Source organism: Proteus hauseri, from assembly GCF_004116975.1.
In the GTDB taxonomy this organism is placed as follows: domain Bacteria; phylum Pseudomonadota; class Gammaproteobacteria; order Enterobacterales; family Enterobacteriaceae; genus Proteus; species Proteus hauseri.
The window spans coordinates 3543604-3561879 of sequence record NZ_CP026364.1 but is presented as its reverse complement, the minus strand read 5'-3'; the positions used below and the strand labels follow the sequence as shown (position 1 = coordinate 3561879).

The 18276-nt window shown below is 33.8% G+C and carries 15 protein-coding genes; 9 read left to right on the top strand and 6 right to left on the bottom strand.

The window, feature by feature from the left end; all coding sequences use genetic code 11:
• Positions 1-145: 145 nt before the first annotated feature.
• The 3 genes from PH4a_RS18185 (at position 146) to PH4a_RS16290 (ending at position 4682) form a co-directional block, all read left to right on the top strand.
• Positions 146-3070, top strand: coding sequence for a hypothetical protein (locus tag PH4a_RS18185; protein WP_208730472.1), 2925 nt, complete (start codon positions 146-148; stop codon positions 3068-3070).
• 247 nt (positions 3071-3317) lie between these two features.
• Complete coding sequence (locus tag PH4a_RS16295; protein WP_129041259.1) at positions 3318-3926, top strand: 2OG-Fe(II) oxygenase; 609 nt, start codon at positions 3318-3320, stop codon at positions 3924-3926.
• 186 nt (positions 3927-4112) lie between these two features.
• The gene (locus tag PH4a_RS16290; protein WP_129041959.1) at positions 4113-4682 is read left to right on the top strand and encodes a TorD/DmsD family molecular chaperone; all 570 of its coding nucleotides are present in this window, start codon (positions 4113-4115) and stop codon (positions 4680-4682) included.
• Positions 4683-4790: 108 nt separating this feature from the next.
• Here the strand turns inward: PH4a_RS16290 and PH4a_RS16285 are convergent, their stop codons facing one another.
• Both PH4a_RS16285 and mdtH read right to left on the bottom strand, forming a co-directional pair.
• Complete coding sequence (locus tag PH4a_RS16285) at positions 4791-5345, bottom strand: lipoprotein (RefSeq protein WP_129041257.1); 555 nt, start codon at positions 5343-5345, stop codon at positions 4791-4793.
• A 42-nt stretch (positions 5346-5387) separates the two neighbouring features.
• Positions 5388-6590, bottom strand: coding sequence for a multidrug efflux MFS transporter MdtH (gene mdtH, locus PH4a_RS16280; protein ID WP_129041255.1), 1203 nt, complete (start codon positions 6588-6590; stop codon positions 5388-5390).
• Between the two features lie 193 nt (positions 6591-6783).
• Here mdtH and rimJ point away from each other — a divergent pair, with 193 nt between their 5' ends.
• Complete coding sequence (gene rimJ, locus PH4a_RS16275) at positions 6784-7368, top strand: ribosomal protein S5-alanine N-acetyltransferase (RefSeq protein ID WP_129041253.1); 585 nt, start codon at positions 6784-6786, stop codon at positions 7366-7368.
• Positions 7369-7432: 64 nt separating this feature from the next.
• Here rimJ and PH4a_RS16270 read toward each other — a convergent pair whose 3' ends face one another.
• On the bottom strand, positions 7433-8065 hold the full coding sequence (locus tag PH4a_RS16270; protein ID WP_129041250.1) for a GNAT family N-acetyltransferase: 633 nt from the start codon (positions 8063-8065) through the stop codon (positions 7433-7435).
• Between the two features lie 108 nt (positions 8066-8173).
• On the opposite strand from PH4a_RS16270, the gene PH4a_RS16265 reads away from it, so the two are divergent.
• The 3 genes from PH4a_RS16265 (at position 8174) to PH4a_RS16255 (ending at position 11735) form a co-directional block, all read left to right on the top strand.
• Entirely contained in the window at positions 8174-8767 is a 594-nt protein-coding gene (locus PH4a_RS16265) for a TetR/AcrR family transcriptional regulator (protein WP_129041247.1), read from the top strand.
• A 127-nt stretch (positions 8768-8894) separates the two neighbouring features.
• The gene (murJ, locus tag PH4a_RS16260) at positions 8895-10430 is read left to right on the top strand and encodes a murein biosynthesis integral membrane protein MurJ (protein ID WP_129041245.1); all 1536 of its coding nucleotides are present in this window, start codon (positions 8895-8897) and stop codon (positions 10428-10430) included.
• Positions 10431-11462: 1032 nt separating this feature from the next.
• Positions 11463-11735: a hypothetical protein gene (locus tag PH4a_RS16255; RefSeq protein ID WP_064720047.1), complete on the top strand. Its 273-nt coding sequence runs from the start codon at positions 11463-11465 to the stop codon at positions 11733-11735.
• Positions 11736-11897: 162 nt separating this feature from the next.
• Here PH4a_RS16255 and argS read toward each other — a convergent pair whose 3' ends face one another.
• Positions 11898-13628 (bottom strand): arginine--tRNA ligase, encoded by a 1731-nt coding sequence (argS, locus tag PH4a_RS16250; RefSeq protein ID WP_129041243.1) that lies wholly within the window; start codon positions 13626-13628, stop codon positions 11898-11900.
• 171 nt (positions 13629-13799) lie between these two features.
• Here argS and PH4a_RS16245 point away from each other — a divergent pair, with 171 nt between their 5' ends.
• Together PH4a_RS16245 and cutC are read left to right on the top strand one after the other, a co-directional pair.
• Complete coding sequence (locus tag PH4a_RS16245) at positions 13800-14354, top strand: VOC family protein (protein ID WP_129041241.1); 555 nt, start codon at positions 13800-13802, stop codon at positions 14352-14354.
• Between the two features lie 154 nt (positions 14355-14508).
• Entirely contained in the window at positions 14509-15261 is a 753-nt protein-coding gene (gene cutC, locus PH4a_RS16240; protein WP_129041239.1) for a copper homeostasis protein CutC, read from the top strand.
• Positions 15262-15469: 208 nt separating this feature from the next.
• Here cutC and PH4a_RS16235 read toward each other — a convergent pair whose 3' ends face one another.
• Positions 15470-17044 carry an ATP-binding cassette domain-containing protein gene (locus PH4a_RS16235; RefSeq protein ID WP_129041237.1) on the bottom strand — a complete coding sequence of 525 codons (1575 nt, stop codon included), beginning with the start codon at positions 17042-17044 and terminating at the stop codon, positions 15470-15472.
• 269 nt (positions 17045-17313) lie between these two features.
• Positions 17314-18141 carry a hypothetical protein gene (locus tag PH4a_RS16230; protein WP_129041234.1) on the bottom strand — a complete coding sequence of 276 codons (828 nt, stop codon included), beginning with the start codon at positions 18139-18141 and terminating at the stop codon, positions 17314-17316.
• Positions 18142-18276: the final 135 nt, after the last annotated feature.

Below are 18276 nucleotides of genomic sequence, written 5' to 3'. Positions count from 1 at the left end.
GTCCCTTTTTTTATTATTACTTTCAAATAACATCACTTTTTCTTCTTTTTATATAATGTAATAAAATTCTGGTTATAAATAGATATCTATTGCAGTTTATCTTATTGATGATACTCCCATTATTTTAATGTAATTGGAGTGAGCGATGAGTAATAGTGTAAAAATAGATCATCCAAGTAAATTAATTTCTTCAACTATCTATAAGGATATAAAATTCAAAGAGAAAGGGCAGATACTTAATGTAGATAATAGTAATAATTCATATGCTAATAATATTAGTGGTAATGAAAAAGAGAAAAAACATTTTAGCCTAAATAAGGCTAATAATTATGTTTACTTGGGTTCAACTAATACTTCTTTGCTAAATAACATGGGTATTACTCTTGAAGAAGATGGCTCTTTATTATTAATTAAAGGAAGGAGTTATGATTTATTCGCAGGTTTATACCATAAATATTTAAAGGGTGGATTTAAATATGAGGGGTTTAATATAGTATCAAAAAATAGAGAAAGTATAAAATTCAAGGAGATTTATGTAGATCTTGATGGTTTTTTAATTGGTAGGCAAAGAGATAACAATTCAGCATCTGAAAAAGATATTTTTTATAAGATTAATTTTAAAAAAATTGAAAAGGAATATGATTTAGAAAGCTTGAAACAAGAAAATATCAATAGCAATTTTCTTGTTGAATATGAAGAATATATTCCTAAGGAAAATGAAAAGCATGACTTATCAAGTGTTAATAATATTGTTGAAAAAAAAGAAAAAAATATTTTAAAAATAAATAGAGAAGGAATGAGAATTGAGATAAAGCTAAAAGACAACCAACTTTTTGCTAAAGGTTTACCTACTATATTAGAATCAAAATGGGATGAAGTTGATAGTGAAGTAAAAGAATATAAAATTAAATTACCGTTAAAAGGAAAAGATAAAATATTGGCGATAAAACCGGTTTTAAATAAAATTCAGTTGGTTGTTGATAAAGGAAATAAGATAAAAATTTACTATTTAGATCCTTTAAATATATTCTCAATTAAAGACTATCAATATGAAGTAACAAGATTAACGCAAGAGCCACCATTATCATTTTATTCAATGGTAGGTGAGAATAATTTTAAAAACTATCATTCTGGGCAGCCATTTTCGACTCAGACTATAGGAAATTTTAGTAGTCGACACATTCCTTTTTTTTCATCGCTTATAGATAACTCAAGGGTTTATATTGATAAGGCGAAACAACAATATGCTTTAAAAAAATATAATGCCATGATGCTGAATATTGCTAAAAGTGTTGACCCAGGATTTAGAGGTTTATTTTCTAATATAAAACAATTAGTTAACTCTTCAGTATCACCTTATAAAAATAAAAACATAGCACTTGATGGAGTGAAAAAAAACATAACCAAAAGTTATGCTGTATTAAATAAAGTGGTTAAGGGTATTAATAATGGAAAAACTCAAGGTGAGGTTATCTATTCTGTTGTTAAAGAATTAAAAGAAAAAGAGAGTATAACTATTAATCATTATAATGACATGCGAGCATTTTTTGGTATTAATGCATTTAATTTACCAAAGAATATTGGTGTTAATGCCTTTTTATTAGCGAGTTATGCAAAAACACATTCGTGTACACTTTCAAAAGCTGAAGAAGTTAAAGAAGAAACTAAGGAACCTGAAGTAATATTTTCATTTGTTAATAAAAATAATACGGATGTATCTGCGGGACTATCTGCTGGTGTTGGTGCATATAATCAAAGGTGGGGAAATGATAGTATTAATTACGGTGTTATTACCCCTGCAATGGCAAGTGTGATCCTTAATATCAATCATGAAAAACAATCTAATTTTTCATTCAAAATTGCATTAAATGATGTTGTTGAGTGTATTGATAAAGGATTAAATATTACCAAGGATAGATTGGAATACCATTCAACACTTAAAGAAAATAGAAATATTAATGCATCACTGGGTGTTGAATTAAGAAGTGAAGCAAGTTTTGATGTTGGTGTTAGTGTAGGTTCAAATACAGAGGTAACAATACCAAGGAATGCAATAGGGGCGAATTTTATCGCCAATATTTTAAAACTAAATATAAATATCAATAAATTTCTTGACTATGGACAATTAGAGTCAGACGAGTCTAAAAGAGAAGTTAGTCTTAAATTACTTGATTTTAGTTTTGAATTATACCGAGATTTAAAGTTCACACCTTCATCGACAAGCTCTACAAATGAAATACAATGGTATCCATTAACCACAGTAAAAAACTTTGAATTAATGATTCAAAAAAAAATAAATGCACTTTTAGGTTTTTCATTATTTAATAGTGAAGAACTAAAGAGTAAAGAAGAAATTGAAAAGAGTAATAGTAATCGTAAAGGAATATATAAACGTATTTTAAAAATCAATAAATTATTTGATAGTTATCCTAACCAGCATGAAGTATCAAAAAGTATCGATAAATTAGATAAAGTATATTTAAATTTGTTATCTGGGAAAGAGTTTAAAAATAAATTGGTATTAAACAAGAAAGAGAGAAAGGATGACTATCAAACTAAAAATACTAAAGATAATGCAAATATAATCAATGAAAATCCAGAAATACAACAGTTTTTATCTGATTTAAAAGAAAGAAAAGAAACATTGTCATCTCAAACAAAAAGTAATATGAATGAAAAGTTTAAACCTTATGTAGTTTCAAAGTACCGATTGAATGAAAAAAGTAAAAAACTCTATAGTGATGCTAAAGATAAGTTAAATAAGTTAAATGATTTAATTAATGAAATAAAGAGTAATAAAGAAGTTAAGCTTGATGAAATTAAAGAGAAGTTAGATCAATTATATATTGAATGTACTCAGGAACTAAAAGAAGTTGAATATAATCTTGATTCTATTGATGTGATGTCAATAAGTGAATTAGCTGATAAAGAAAAATCGTTGCCGATGGTTTTTGTACGATTAGGAAGCCAAAAGTCAATTATTCACCATCAAGTCAAAGGAGAGATTAAATTTGAATATGACTCAAATGGTAGTCAGTTGAATAAGATATTAACTGAGTATTATTTCTAGATAAATCATTCGTATTGCTTATGTTTTTTGATAGCATAATGATAAATTTTTTTCATAAAAATCATTTTTTATTCTTTTTTCGTATTTGTATTGAAAGGTAAATTTTGTTTTTTCTTATCATTATTGATTTTAATAGAGTTTATCTCTAATAAATTGATATTATCAAAAAGATAAATTTATTAAATTGTAATTTTACTAAGCTTGGTGCTATAAAGTAGTTCCCCATGTTAATCAGACAATATGACTAATGAATATAGCAAATCTTCTTGAGCAAATTGCAGAGAAAGGATGGTGTGTCTGGGATGATTTCCTCACACCTGAAGCTGTTCAACAACTTAAAGCTTGTTTTGGCGAAAATGCCCAACAAGCACGTATAGGTCGTAATGAAAATTTATTATCAGAAACAACGATACGCAGTGATAAAATTAGTTGGCTAGAACCCACAATGGGTGAGCCTGTACAGCATTATTTAATGCAGATGGAAAGTATTCAGCGAGCTGTTAATCGAGAATTTTTTTTAGGGTTATTTGAATATGAAGCGCATTTTGCTTGTTATGAAAAGGGCGCTTTTTATAAAAAACATCTTGATGCATTTAAAGAAAATGCTAGCCGTCGATTAACAACAGTACTTTATCTTAATGATGAATGGACAGAGCAAGATGGTGGTGAATTAAAAATTTACGATCTTGATGATAATGAACTTGCAACCGTTGCACCTAAAGGTGGGCGATTAGTTGTTTTTCTATCAGAACAGTTTCCTCATGAAGTATTACCAACAAATAAAGAGCGAATAAGTATTGCTGGTTGGTTTAGAGTAAACGGTGTACGAGATAATTTTTTAGATATCGCTAGCTAGTTAATGAGTAAAATAATTGCTGTTTGAAAAGATAGCATGGGATTAGGCGCGTTTCTTATTTTAAGTATTAGACTTAAAACTAAGAGCGCGCTTTTTCTGTTTTTATGTCGATGAAATAGAAAAAAGTTGATTTTCCTATTGTTCAACGCACAATAGCATCAAAATTTACTGAATAGAAAAATGATGATGAATGAGTTTTCAATGGTATGCCGTTTATTAGGCACTATATTTCAACGTGAACCCGCAGATCCTATTTTATCGCCTATTATTGCGATGATTGGTGACGGGAAACTGAGTGCACTTTGGCCTCTTGAACAAGATGAATTATTTAATACTTTAAAAAATAGCGTAAAAGACTTGGCGCTGGTAAAGACGGATTATCAAACTCTTTTTGGTGGTGAAACGCCCGCAGTCTCTATGTATGCTCATGATTATGGGGATATAAAAGAAGAAGATATCCGCCAATTTTTGGTCGCAAGAGGTATGCCTGTTACTGAAAGTGCAACTGATAGCTTTGGTGCATTATTATTAGCCGCTTCATGGCTTGAAGATAATTCTGCGCAAGATGAAGTATTAGCTCAAACGCTGTTATTTGATGAATACTTACTTCCTTGGGCTGGTGCATTTTTGGGCAAAGTAGAAGCTCATGCGACGAGTGGTTTTTATCGAACAATTGCCGTAATTACACGCGGTGCATTATCTGCCTTGCATGAAGAGCTGTTAGATGATGAAACTAATGATGTAGAAGAAGAGTAATATCATTTTATTATAGAAGACATTGTTTTAAACGTATAAAAAAGGCAAACCATTCCGCTTGCCTTTTTATTAACTTCGATAAAAATTTTTAATCGAGCTATGTCACTTTTATAGTTGGATGATAAATTTTCCCGGCTTAACTTCAATGCCTTTTGCTAATTTAAATGCAGCTGCTTCAGCACTGTTTTTTTCAGGGTTTAATACGTAAACAGGTTGATTATCAAAATAAGTGGCTATCGAGCTATCAAGATAAGGTTTTAATGCAATAACAACGGCTTCCATTTTTTCTGGTGAAACCTTATAACTCTCAATACTCATTGATTTAATATAAATAGCGCCTTGTTCTGGCTGATAAACAGGTTGGCCACTTAAGACTAAATTAACTGTTGCTCCTGTTTTACCAAAAAGAGAATCAATTTTAAGTTCGGCTTTACCTGAAAGGCTTATTTTCCCTGGTTCAGTACGAGCTATTTGAATAGAAAGTTCACCTAATTTGATATCAGCAGAAATAACCCCATCTTCGCCAATATGTTTTTGAAGACCGGTTTTTGTCGTGAGATAGTCATTAATTAGCTTCTCACTGACATCAAATTGTTTTAGTTGATCACAGCCTACAACCAAGCTCGTTAATGCCAATGTTGCAGCCAGAAGAATTGCTCTCATATAAACTCCTTAATCATTGATAAAAGAAAGTTTACCTGAACTCTAAGGAGTAAGCATGGCTGTTTCGACTTTTTTACGATTAAATTGGCGGTGCAGGGCGTAAAGGGTGATAAATCCTGTGATACCTAATAAAAACCAAGGTAACTCAGGCATATCGAATTGTTTCCCTAAGTCGTACATCCATCCACCTCCTGTATAACCAATTGCACCACCAAAGGCTAATCCTAAGCGACTAAATCCCATATAGCTGCCTCTTGCTCTAGGATCAGCTAAAGAAGCGCTTAAGGTTTCACGAGCAGGTTCGGCAGTAATGGTGCCAAGATAAAATAGGCCTATAATTAGGAAGATACCTTGTAATGAGTGGATCATACCAACTGGGAACATGCTGATGCTCATTAAAAAGAGCCCCGCCATTAAGCGTTGTTCTAATCTAAAACGTTTTTCACTCCAACGCGCAATCGGGTATAGCAAAGTTAATGAAAGTAATGCTTCAATGGCATACATCCATTTTACCGCTGTAGGTGAGCCGGCAATATCATTAACAATGATAGGGAACATCAACATTACTTGTACAGATAAAATAAAATAACCCGTTAGCGTGAGAACATAAGTTACAAAGCGTTTATCAACCATTACACGCTTTAGCCCTTCTTTAATAGGCGTACGTGTTGTAGAAATACGATAAGCAGGTAACAGCCAAGCATTAAAAATAGCAGCAATAACGAAAACGCCAGCACCAACCCAGCAAACTAAATGAAAATCATAAAGCAGTAACCAGCTACCAATTAGTGCGCCAATAACGGCACCTGCGCTATCTTGCATTAAAAGTAGTGAATAAAAACGGCCTCGTTCATAAGGGCGCGTTAGTTTAATAACAAGCGCTGTACGAGGCGGATCAAATAATGTGCCACCTAATGCAGATAAAATGCAAGATAGCCAAAGTATCCACGGTTGGTCCGCCATTGCCATTAGCGCAAATCCTAATGCTCGTAATAGCATACCTGTAATGATCATGGGTTTGGCACCAAAACGGTCTGCGATAGCGCCGCCAAAAATACCTAGCCCTTGTTGTACCAGTTGGCGTAGACCTAATGCAAAGCCAACGATAACACCAGCCCAACCCAGCTGTTCAACAAAGCGAATAGAAATAAGTGGAAAAACGACGAAAAAACCTAAGACGACTAACATATTGTCGACTAGCAGAAAGTATTTACCCAAGGTACGGGCTTGTGTTACCAGCGCCATTACTCACCATGATAAGCAAATGATTTAAATAAAATAGGGGGGATAATAAAGTCATTTATTATTGTCTATTCTGTATCTTATCGTCAGTAATTCATAGCAGATTAAAGATGATATTTTTTTATTGAGGTTAATGGCAGAATAAGTAGTATTGCTTCAGATTAGCCTCATTTTTATCAAGGACAATAGTACTGTAATGTTTGGTTATCGTAGTGGGATACCTAAAATTCGTTTTGAAACGAAAAGAATGATAATTCGGCTTGCTTATGAGCGAGATGCCGAAAGGTTGGCAAATTACTATACTTTAAACCGTCGTTTTTTAATTCCCTGGGAACCTTTAAGAGATAAATCTCATTATTTGCCTTCAGGGTGGGAATATCGATTGCAATATATGAGTGAATTGCATCGTCAAGAAAGTGCTTTCCATTTTCTTTTGCTTACACCTTCAGAAAATGAAATTATTGGTGTCGCAAATTACAGCAATGTGATGAGAGGCGCTTTTAATGCCTGTTTCTTGGGATATTCAGTTGGAGAGAAATGGCAAGGACAAGGATATATGTCTGAAGCATTGCAAGAGACACTACGTTATATGCAGCGTCAGCAGGGTATGCATCGCATCATGGCTAATTATATGCCCCATAATTTACGCAGCGGAAATTTACTGGCAAAACATGGTTTTGAGCGAGAAGGTTATGCAAAAAATTACCTGCAAATAAATCAAGAGTGGCGAGATCATGTATTAACGGCATTAACGACACGAAATTTTTCTTTGCGTAAATAAGTGCTGTTTTAAATTCTGAATATTGTTTTATTGATATGTAATTAACATTATATAATAACAATATTCAGAGCTTTTGACTCATATAGTACCACTGCTTTATATTAAAAACAGATTGCGTAATTAATGATGACTCTTTCTTTTTAATATTGAAGCCACTCTTTTTATAAAGATGAATAGCACCCGTATGTTTTGTATCCACATACAGTGATAAATAATTTTTTTTCAGATTATTTTTACTGTATTGGATAATCCATTTAAGGATTAAAAAGGCAAGACCTTTTCCTTGGTAAGCTGGCGAAACAACAATATGAGATAAATAAGCTTCTTGCTTGTTAGGTTCATAATTAAACAATGAAAAGAAAATCTGCTGCTTTATATAATTTATTATTCCGTATTCCCAGTGTTTGCTAATAGGTGTTTTAGTAAATTCAGATGTTTTAAAGTGGGACTCTTTAATTGCAAGGCAAAAAGTTGCCACAATAGCATTAGCATCAGTTACCACAAATTGCACTTGATTGGGTTTACGAGCCTGTTCATTCCAAATAGCTTCTAGTTGATGTTGTTGATTAGGAATAGTGCTATCAATATGAAAAGCGTGTAATTTATGGCTAAAAGCAAGCGTAAATAACTGAATAATTTCAGCCGTATCCTTTTGAGTTGTGGCTCTAAGCATATAGTGTTCGTTAAGTGATTGCATGATATCTTGACTTAATAATAGTATGTCTAACTTTAATTTAGACTGATTGGTCTATAATTTTATTAGACTATGTAGTCTAATAAAAAATGTCTAGAGATTTTTATCGTTATGAGTAAAGCAATAACTGAAAAACAGAAAACAAAAATGAGGCATATTGTTGATGCTGCAATACGCTGTTTTGCCGTCAAAGGTTTTCATTCCACATCAACAGCTGAAATATGCCGAGAGGCAAATATGAGCCCGGGGAATGTGTTCCATTATTTCCCCACTAAAAATGCGATAATTGAAGCGATAGCATTAGAAGATGCTGGAGTCTTTGATGATATGTTTTGTCGTTATGAGAAGCTGGAAGATAGTATTCAGGCAATTATTGGTTTGATGTTAGAAATTATCGAGCTATATAACCATACAGAATATGCCCGTATTAGTATTGAAATTTTTGCTGAAGCTTCGCGTAATGCTACCATTCATCAAATATTTATTGAGAATGAACAAAAGAATAAACAGCGCTTAATCAGCATCATTGAAAAAGGTATAAGAAAAGGGCAAATAGACTTTTTACTTAAACCAGAAAAAATCGCCACTTGGTTATTGGTGATCGCAGACGGCTCTATGGGGCGTAATGTAGTGGATCCTCAATTTAATGAAGTAGATTATCGAAGCATGTTAGAGATGATGCTAAGAAAAATGCTAACTAAATAGCGTCTGTATTAATAAAAAGATCAATAAAGTCAGTCTATTCTTAGCATATTGATGATTGATTTTTCTGCGTTAGAGACGGACTATAGTCCCTTTCTTTTTCCTCACACAACAAAAACTAGAATGACTTATGAATTTACTTAAATCACTGGCCGCAGTGAGTTCAATGACGATGTTTTCACGGGTGCTGGGTTTTATTCGTGATGCTATTATTGCGCGCATTTTTGGTGCGGGGATGGCAACAGATGCCTTCTTTGTTGCTTTTAAACTTCCTAATCTATTGCGAAGAATTTTTGCTGAAGGGGCATTCTCACAGGCGTTTGTGCCTATTTTAGCTGAATATAAAAATCAACAAGGTGAAGAGGCAACACGTACTTTTATTGCCTATGTCTCTGGTATGCTGACATTGATCCTTGCTGTTGTTACTGTCATTGGTATTGTTGCTGCACCTTGGGTTATTTATATTACAGCGCCGGGCTTTGCAGACTCACCAGATAAATTTCAGCTAACAACAGATTTACTACAAGTCACATTCCCTTATATTTTGCTTATTTCTTTGGCTTCATTAACGGGTTCAATTCTAAATACATGGAACCGTTTTTCTGTTCCTGCTTTTGCACCGACTTTATTGAACGTCAGTATGATCTTTTTTGCCTTAGTGGTTGCACCTTACTGTAACCCTCCCATTATGGCATTAGCATGGGCAGTGGTTGCTGGTGGTGTATTACAATTGGTTTATCAATTACCGCATTTGAAAAAAATCGGTATGTTGGTGTTGCCACGTATCTCTTTTAGAAATAGTGGTGTGTGGCGAGTCATGAAATTAATGGGGCCTGCTATTTTAGGGGTTTCGGTAAGCCAAATTTCCCTTATTATTAATACCATTTTCGCCTCATTTCTGGTCTCCGGCTCAGTATCTTGGATGTATTATGCAGACCGTTTGATGGAGTTACCAACAGGTGTATTAGGGGTGGCGTTAGGGACGATTTTATTACCCTCACTATCAAAAAGCTTTACAAGTGGGAATACACAAGAATATAGAAAGCTAATGGATTGGGGCTTAAGACTGTGCTTTTTATTAGCCTTACCTTGTACTATTGGTTTGGCCGTATTATCAGGCCCTTTAACAGCATCATTATTTCAATATGGTAATTTTAACGCGCATGATGCGTTAATGACTCAACAAGCTTTAATGGCTTATTGTGTTGGCTTAATGGGGCTTATTATCGTAAAAATCTTAGCTCCTGGTTTTTATTCTCGCCAAGACATTAAAACACCAGTCAAAATAGCTATCGCAACTTTAATACTGACTCAGTTAATGAATTTGGCATTTATTGGTAGCTTAAAACATGTTGGATTAGCATTATCTATAGGTATTGCGGCATGTTTTAATGCGGGAATGCTATTTTGGCAAATTCGTAAACAAGATATCTATCAGCCATTAGCGGGTTGGCCTGTTTTCTTATTAAAGCTTGCTATTGCGCTAGCCGTAATGGGCGCAGTATTAGTCGGTATGCTTTGGATAATGCCTAGCTGGGATGTAGGAAGTATGTTGATGCGCATTCTACGTTTATTACTGGTTGTCGTGGTGGGTGCGGGGAGTTACTTTGTTGCTTTGTATGTCTTAGGTTTTAGGCCACGTCATTTTTCGTTACGAGCTTTGTAACAAATAAATTTTACTCCTCGTTTTTTTCATAAAGGCGAGGAGTCTTCAGTTAACAAAACCTTTTTGTAAAAAACCTTCCGTTTTAGAGCCTTTTTCTATTTTTAGAAAATTTATAATGATACCTAGCTCACACTTTTGGTAATCTATCTCGCTAATTTCCACTGTCTTATACAGAGAAAAATACAGCCAAATATCGAAATGATTTTTTTCTTACTATTTTTTTATTAAATTTATTTTCTAATTATTAGCTAATTTCCACAGCTTTTCGGCATTAAAAAGTATTTTTATGTTGTTATATATTAATTATATTTAATATTAAGCGGCGTGTATATCATTAGACAATTTGTTGATTGAAAGAACCATTCTACATAAAGTAAAAGAATAGACACTATATTCTAAGGACTTACGGTTTGACGAATTATCTTTTTTTAGATAAACTCTCTTACGTCTTCTACGTTTATAAATTGACACATCTGTTAAATATTTCTTACTTAATGATGAAATATTACGAATATTTCAAAAAATTGCAGTACATATTAAAATATTTAGATTCTTTGATTTAAGACATATTATTATTTCTCTAATCAGGTAGATTAACCGTGACTGTAAAGTTATTTGCTTGTTATCGTTCAGTACTACTGAAAGTAATCATATCTATTTTGTCTGCGCTTCAAATAGGTAAACACGATTGCTGGGGATAAACAGTAAACGGTGAGTTGTGTAAATAATGAAAATTAATGCTGAAGGTGTTATCAATAATTAATTGAAAATACTTAAATATCAGTGTGTAATATTATTGTTGCTTTCATTTATCTCGCATTTGTTTTCTGTTTTTCCCTCCCTTTTCTAATTCCTTTCATATTTATTATTCTTTTATTAATAGCTCAATAACTCAAATATTTCTTCATTAATTCGCTATACTAAGAATAGTTACAAAGGCTTATGGTATTTTATCTTTTATTCTGGAGACTATTAAATAACCAATAAGTGTTTTTTAGTAACAATAAAAATAAGAATGTTTAAGGAGCTACTATGAAAAAAGCAATTATCCTTTCTGTATCATTAGCAACATTATTTCTTGCTGGCTGTACTGCTGACGGAAAAATTAAAACCTCAAAACTTACTCCAGTAAACTGTGTCGGTGTTTTTAATAAAACTAATGAGAGAGTAAGCTTTACTGCAAAAGATGTCGACCAACGCTTATATAGTCCAGATAAACCTATTGATAGTGTAGATGGTTGGATTGAACAGAAAGATATTACAGATTTGCTGTGCCAAGACGTTATTAGTGCTAATGAAGATTAATCGCTGAGTAGCATTGGAAATTAGACTGTGTAAATTGTTTTAAGTGTAAATTGCTTTAAATAGTTTAATTCGCTATATGAATAAGATATAACAAATAAATAAAAACCGATGGTGTATACCATCGGTTTTTTTGTCTGCATAAATTATGGTTGAATATGTGTGTTACATTCTATCAACGGTTTCAATGCCCAGAGTGTCTAGACCTTGTTTTAAGGTTCTTGCTGTTAAGCGAGCGAGTTTAAGACGGCTTTGGCGCACATTTTCATCTTCGGCAGATAAGATAGGGCAGTTTTCGTAAAAACCGGAGAATGCCTGTGCTAAATCATAAAGGTAAGCACACATAACATGTGGTGTACCTTCACGTGCAACTTGCATAATGGTTTCTTCAAATTGAACTAAACGAATAGCGAGTTGTTTTTCATGCTGTTCAATGAGATTAATTGGCTGAGTCAGTGTGCTTTCATCTATATCAGCACGTTTAAAGATAGATGCAACGCGAGTATACGCATATTGCATATAAGGCGCTGTATTACCTTCAAAGCTTAACATTAGATCCCAGTCAAAAATGTAGTCCGTTGTACGGTTTTTTGATAAATCTGCATATTTTACAGCACCTATACCAACAACGCGGGCTACGTTATTTAACTCTTCGTCATCCATATCAGGATTTTTTTCACGAATTAAGATTTGAGCTCTTTCATAAGCTTCATCAAGTAAATCCGTTAAACGAACAGTACCGCCTGAACGAGTTTTAAATGGTCGACCATCTTTACCTAACATCATGCCAAACATATGGTGTTCAAGTGACATAGATTCAGGGATGTAACCTGCTTTGCGTACGATAGTCCAAGCTTGCATTAAATGTTGATGCTGACGAGAGTCGATATAATAAAGGGAGCGATCTGCGTGTAGCACTTCGTGACGATATTTAGCACAGGCGATATCGGTTGTGGTGTAGAGGTAACCACCATCTTTTTTCTGAACGATAACACCCATTGGTTCGCCATCCTTGTTTTTAAATTCATCAAGGAAAACAACAGTTGCACCTTCGCTCTCAACAGCAAGGCCTTTTGCTTTTAGATCAGCAACAATACCCGGTAACATCGGGTTATAAAGACTCTCACCCATAATGTCATCTTCTGTTAATGTGACATTAAGACGTTGATATGTTTCTTGATTTTGTTGCATGGTGATATCAACAAGTTTGCGCCACATAGCACGACAATATTCATCACCACTTTGTAGTTTTACTACATAGCTACGGGCACGTTCTGCGAATACTTCATCTTCGTCATAGCATTTTTTAGCTTCACGATAAAACTCTTCAAGATCGGCTAATGCCATATCTGCGGCATTTTCATTTTGTTTTTTCTCTAAAAACGCAATGAGCATCCCAAATTGTGTTCCCCAATCACCTAAGTGATTAGCGCGGATAATATTATGACCTAAATAAGATAATGTGCGCGCACTTGCATCCCCAATAATAGTTGAACGCAAATGACCGACGTGCATTTGCTTAGCAACGTTAGGAGAGGAATAGTCAATAACGATAGTTTCAGGTTTAACCTTGGTGATATTAAGGTGTTCATCAACTAATGCATTCTCTGCCTGTTGCGCAATCCAATCAGGCGATAAAAAGATGTTGATAAAACCAGGGCCTGCAATCTCAACTTTATTTGCAATACCTGTAAGATCAAGCTGTTCCAGAATTTTTTCTGCGAGTTGTCGGGGTGGGATCCCCATTTTTTTTGCTGCTCCCATGACACCATTCGCCTGATAGTCACCAAATTGTACTTTTGCTGACTGACGGACAAGTGGTTCGCTATCAGCGGGAGCGCCAGCAGCGCACATTGCCACACTGATTTTTTCTGAAAGAAAAGCCTGAATATTCACCGGGTTACCTTAAATTAATGAGAAAATAAAACCTGACAAAAAAACGGCGACAGGTTTTTATAGAAAATTAGATTTAGCCTTGGATTTATAACATATTCTGGCTAGAACATGCTACTATCTGCGCCTTATCTTTAAGGGTTTTTCTCTGCTTTTTCATTAAGGTTACTCAAAATGGCGTTATTTTCTTCAATTCCACAATTAAAAGATTTATTTAATGAACTTCCATTATTTGAAGAAAAAATGATTCAATTGGCGAACACACTCAATATTGACTTGAGTTGTTATCCTACGGATCATATTTCGTTACGTTGTCACGAGTTAGTGTTGGCAGAACAATGGCGAGAGGGATTAAACCAGTGTGGAACCTGTATTTCTGCTAATGAGATTAATGGACGTCCTATCTATTTATTTAAATTAGATATCCCATTAATAGTATTAAATCAGCCAGTATTTATTGTGGAATTACCTTTCCCAACACATAAAACGTATTTATATCAAGGTTGGGAACATATAGAACAAGTAATTTCTATAAAACCAGATTTATTAATTAATACGGTACGGTCTTTATTACCAAATCCTTTACCTGAAACATTAAAATTAAAAATTAGTGAACCGAAAGGTGATAAAGAGCGTCTACCTAATCCAACAGTAGCTGTGACTAATGGACAGGTTACGTTGAAGTATCATCCTTATTCGTTACAAAAAATCGTAGAAAGTGAGTGTTGAGCGACATATTCAGAAAATAGTTTGTATGTGTCAGCACAAAACTCTGATGGTGGAATTGAATGAATAACGATATTCGACAACTATTGTTCTTAATCGCTAAGAAATGATATTTATTTTCTGATTGCTTTCTTCATAAAGGATAGAGAGGGATGATATGACAAAGTTGGAGATTTGTTGTTTTGGTGCGGAATGCGCTCTAGTAGCAGAACGAGCGGGTGCTGACAGAATTGAATTATGTACAAGTCCATCTGAAGGTGGTGTCACACCAAGTTACGGAATGTTAAGACAAGTCAGAGATTTAGTTCGTATTCCTGTTCATCCTATTATCCGTCCACGTGGTGGTGATTTTTGTTATGGACAAGCCGATTTTGCTGCCATGAAAAATGATATCAGCCTTATTCGAGATATGGGATTTTCTGGAGCAGTAGTGGGTATCTTAAATGAAGAAGGACATATTGATCTACCTAAAATGGCGATATTGATGGAACTTGCAGGGCCATTAGCAATTACTTTTCATCGTGCTTTTGATATGTGTATTAATCCGTTATTAGCACTGGAACAACTGACGCAATTAGGTGTGTCACGTATTTTAACTTCAGGACAACAAGCAAACGCAGAATTAGGCTTACCACTTTTGCGTACTTTAAATGAAAAAACACAAGGTCCTATCATTATGGCGGGTGCCGGTGTTCGTTTAAGTAATATGCAAAAATTCTTAGAGGTGGGATTAAAAGAAATTCATAGTTCGGCAGGTAAAGTTGCACCTTCTACTATGAATTATCGCAAAGCTGGCGTAACGATGAGCTCAGATAGTGAAGTTGATGAATTTACACATTATTGTGTTGATGAAGATACTGTTGAAGCGATGAAAGATATTATGAGTATTCATTCAGCAATGGTTTCTTAAATAAATACGTCATTTTATAAAAATAGCGTAGTGATCATATTTTTTTAATTTATTCCTAATGATAGGAATAACTAAAAGTTGTTATGAATATATTTCTGTAGATTCAAGCCGTGCCATTATTGGCGCGGCTATTTTTATTTTAAATCGCTAAGTTAAATAAAATAATAATATGTCAGTTACTGCTAGCTACAATTAATTCGTAAATTATTTAATCAATATCTTCTAATAATAATGTATGGGTAATAACACATTGCTCAACGAATGTATTGTCATGTGACACCAATAATAATGTGCCTTGATATTGTGCTAATAAATTCTCTAATAACTGCTTAGATTCTATATCAAGATGATTATCTGGTTCATCTAGTAGTAAAACGGCAGGTGGTGTTGGGCTATGCGTTAATGCGAGTAAAGTTGCTTTTAATTGCTCACCACCACTAAGTTTTTCAAGTGGCAGCATTGATTTATCTCCTCGAATTCTTAACATACCAAGACGGGTTCGCCATTGTTCAATAGAAATTTCAGATTGATAATTATGCAGAGCTTGTGAAACAGGTATCGTTTTATCAAGTAAAGCAAGGTTTTGATCCAAATAACAAAAATCTTTATTCAAGCGATATTCACCCGATAATGGTGATATGGCGTCAATTAAACATTTTAATAATGTCGATTTGCCACATCCATTTTTACCTTTAATATGCCAGTGTTCTCCGCTATAGGCTGAAAATGAGATAGGTTTTTGATAACCAAAAGGTAAACAGAGATCTGAAACAAAAACATGCAAGCGTTGACCACTGCATTGGTAATTTAGCGTTATTTTTTGCTGATGAATATGCGCTTTTTCTTCTTCTAATGTTTGGCGTTGAGATTGCATATCATCCATTATACGCTGATGACGCTTAGCAACGGCAGATAAGCGTTGTTCAGCACGATTTTTTTGCATATCAAGTAATAGCAAACATTGTGATCCACTTTGTCTAATCGATTCGCCTTGTTGACGCCTTTGAGCTGTTTTTTGTTGAGTTACTTGTTGTTGACGTTTTTCACTTTTAATTTGGCTAGTAATTCGCTCGGTTGCAGCCTCTAAAGAGGCTGTTTCAGCGCTTTTTTGTGTCTCATAAAGTGTATAGTTGCCACCATATTCAGCCAGTCCTTTATCAGTTAATTCGAATATAGCGTCCATATGAGATAAAAATTGACGGTTATGACTAATAATTAATGAACCTGATTTATGTTGCGCGAGTTGCTTAACCAGCCATTGCTGTCCTTCAATATCAAGGTGATTATCGGGCTCATCTAATAAAAGAAAGCTATTTTTATGTAACAACGCACGACAAAGCGCTAAGCGGGTTTGTTCTCCACCACTTAAATGAGCAATAGATGTATCCATTGAAATAGGTAACTGAGCTGAATGAAGTAAGCTTTTCCATATCACAGGCAGCTGCCATTTTCCATCAAGTAATTCGATATCTTGCATTGAAGCAATACCCGCATCTACACGTTGAAAAGCGTGGTACAGAGGATTTATTCCTAATGCTTCAGCGATAGTATTACCGGTTAGTCGTGTTAATTGATCTACGTGAATAAAGGGTATGTTCCAGCTTATATTCCCTGATGTTGGTGTTATTTTTTGTGCTAATAATCTTAATAGTACTGATTTACCTTTTCCGTTATGTCCAATTAATGCGTTTTGCTGACAAGTCAGTGAACGGCTCAATGGTGGAAATAGTAGAGTTTGATTAAATTCGATAGTTAGCTGTGAAAAATGACAAGCTATAGTCATAAATATACCTCCTAAGAGAGATAGGTGGCAGACAGCCGAGATCTTTTGTAGCAAAGAGGCGCGATATAAACCATTGTCTGCCAGTAACAGAAAATAAATACTCAAAAGTATTTTGAAATAATTTTCTGGCAGAATTTAGTTCATCGTAGGGAAATGCCTTTTAAAATAGGAAATTAAATAAAAAGTGAAATAAGATTAATACCTGAGCATTATAAACATGAGCTAAGCAGAACAACAATAGAGATATTTAGCATTCTGTGCGCTATTACTTAGTTTTTATTTGGTAATTTATATTTTTTCAATTTTAAACGTAATTTTTTATAAATCATTTTTATTTGAATTGTCGCCATACAAATAAAAGGAATACCATAGAACAATGTACCGTAAGCCATGCCAATATGAGGAACGTTAAAATAATCACTGTGCTGTGGGATCAAATAGAGATAGTTGATTTCATTTAAATATTTGGGGGTTAAACCACCATAAGGGACTAGGAATTGAAGAATAAGCACAGAAAATAGACTAAACATAAAGTTAATAACTAATAATGCGCTATAAAGTAAATTTTTTCCGAACTCTTCTTGAGTTTTTACCTGATACCCTCCAATAATGCGATTGGCGATAATCACGGCATAAAGCCAAATAATTAGATTTTCTTCTCCCATAATCATGCTGTTAATAATTAAGGCAAATATTCCATAGATAGGAATTAACGCAAAAACAAATTTAGTGCGAGAAAATGCCGCCATAAATACGCCTGAGTGCACTAAAATAAACTCAAATAAAAAAAGAACAGTAAGGTTATAAATTGTTTGTACAGAAAAATGCTCTGGAAACCACCATACGGTAATAATAAAAGCGATATATAAAAATTGAGTAGCATAATCAAATAATGAAAAGAAGATTTTTATTACATGTTGTAATGGCGTTAATGCAAAAGGCGTGGCTGAATTACTTTCAACAAATGAAGATAGTTCAATAAGCTGCTTATTTGCTTGTTTTTCTTTTAGTTGTTTATGTTTTGACAATAAAGATTGTTGTTTTTGTTGCGTTACTTTTTTTTGTGTAACCTGCTTGCTCTTATTTATATTTGCCATTGTTTATTTACAATCATTATTAACGGTATGATTTTTTAACCCAAGTAAAATCTAAAATAATAAGCTTATATTATGTAGAAAAGGGATATGCAAAAAATTGATATCCCTTTAGATTTTAGAAAATAGTGATGTTAA

Bases quoted from the DNA above. Each gene is read 5' to 3' on its own strand.
- PH4a_RS16245 (WP_129041241.1), top strand. From the start codon at position 13,800: ATGGCGTTATTTTCTTCAATTCCACAATTAAAAGATTTATTTAATGAA.
- PH4a_RS16270 (WP_129041250.1), bottom strand. From the start codon at position 8,065: ATGCAATCACTTAACGAACACTATATGCTTAGAGCCACAACTCAAAAG.
- PH4a_RS16295 (WP_129041259.1), top strand. From the start codon at position 3,318: ATGAATATAGCAAATCTTCTTGAGCAAATTGCAGAGAAAGGATGGTGT.
- PH4a_RS16290 (WP_129041959.1), top strand. From the start codon at position 4,113: ATGAATGAGTTTTCAATGGTATGCCGTTTATTAGGCACTATATTTCAA.
- PH4a_RS16265 (WP_129041247.1), top strand. From the start codon at position 8,174: ATGAGTAAAGCAATAACTGAAAAACAGAAAACAAAAATGAGGCATATT.
- PH4a_RS16235 (WP_129041237.1), bottom strand. From the start codon at position 17,044: ATGACTATAGCTTGTCATTTTTCACAGCTAACTATCGAATTTAATCAA.
- PH4a_RS16230 (WP_129041234.1), bottom strand. From the start codon at position 18,141: ATGGCAAATATAAATAAGAGCAAGCAGGTTACACAAAAAAAAGTAACG.
- rimJ (WP_129041253.1), top strand. From the start codon at position 6,784: ATGTTTGGTTATCGTAGTGGGATACCTAAAATTCGTTTTGAAACGAAA.
- PH4a_RS18185 (WP_208730472.1), top strand. From the start codon at position 146: ATGAGTAATAGTGTAAAAATAGATCATCCAAGTAAATTAATTTCTTCA.
- mdtH (WP_129041255.1), bottom strand. From the start codon at position 6,590: ATGGCGCTGGTAACACAAGCCCGTACCTTGGGTAAATACTTTCTGCTA.
- PH4a_RS16285 (WP_129041257.1), bottom strand. From the start codon at position 5,345: ATGAGAGCAATTCTTCTGGCTGCAACATTGGCATTAACGAGCTTGGTT.
- cutC (WP_129041239.1), top strand. From the start codon at position 14,509: ATGACAAAGTTGGAGATTTGTTGTTTTGGTGCGGAATGCGCTCTAGTA.
- PH4a_RS16255 (WP_064720047.1), top strand. From the start codon at position 11,463: ATGAAAAAAGCAATTATCCTTTCTGTATCATTAGCAACATTATTTCTT.
- murJ (WP_129041245.1), top strand. From the start codon at position 8,895: ATGAATTTACTTAAATCACTGGCCGCAGTGAGTTCAATGACGATGTTT.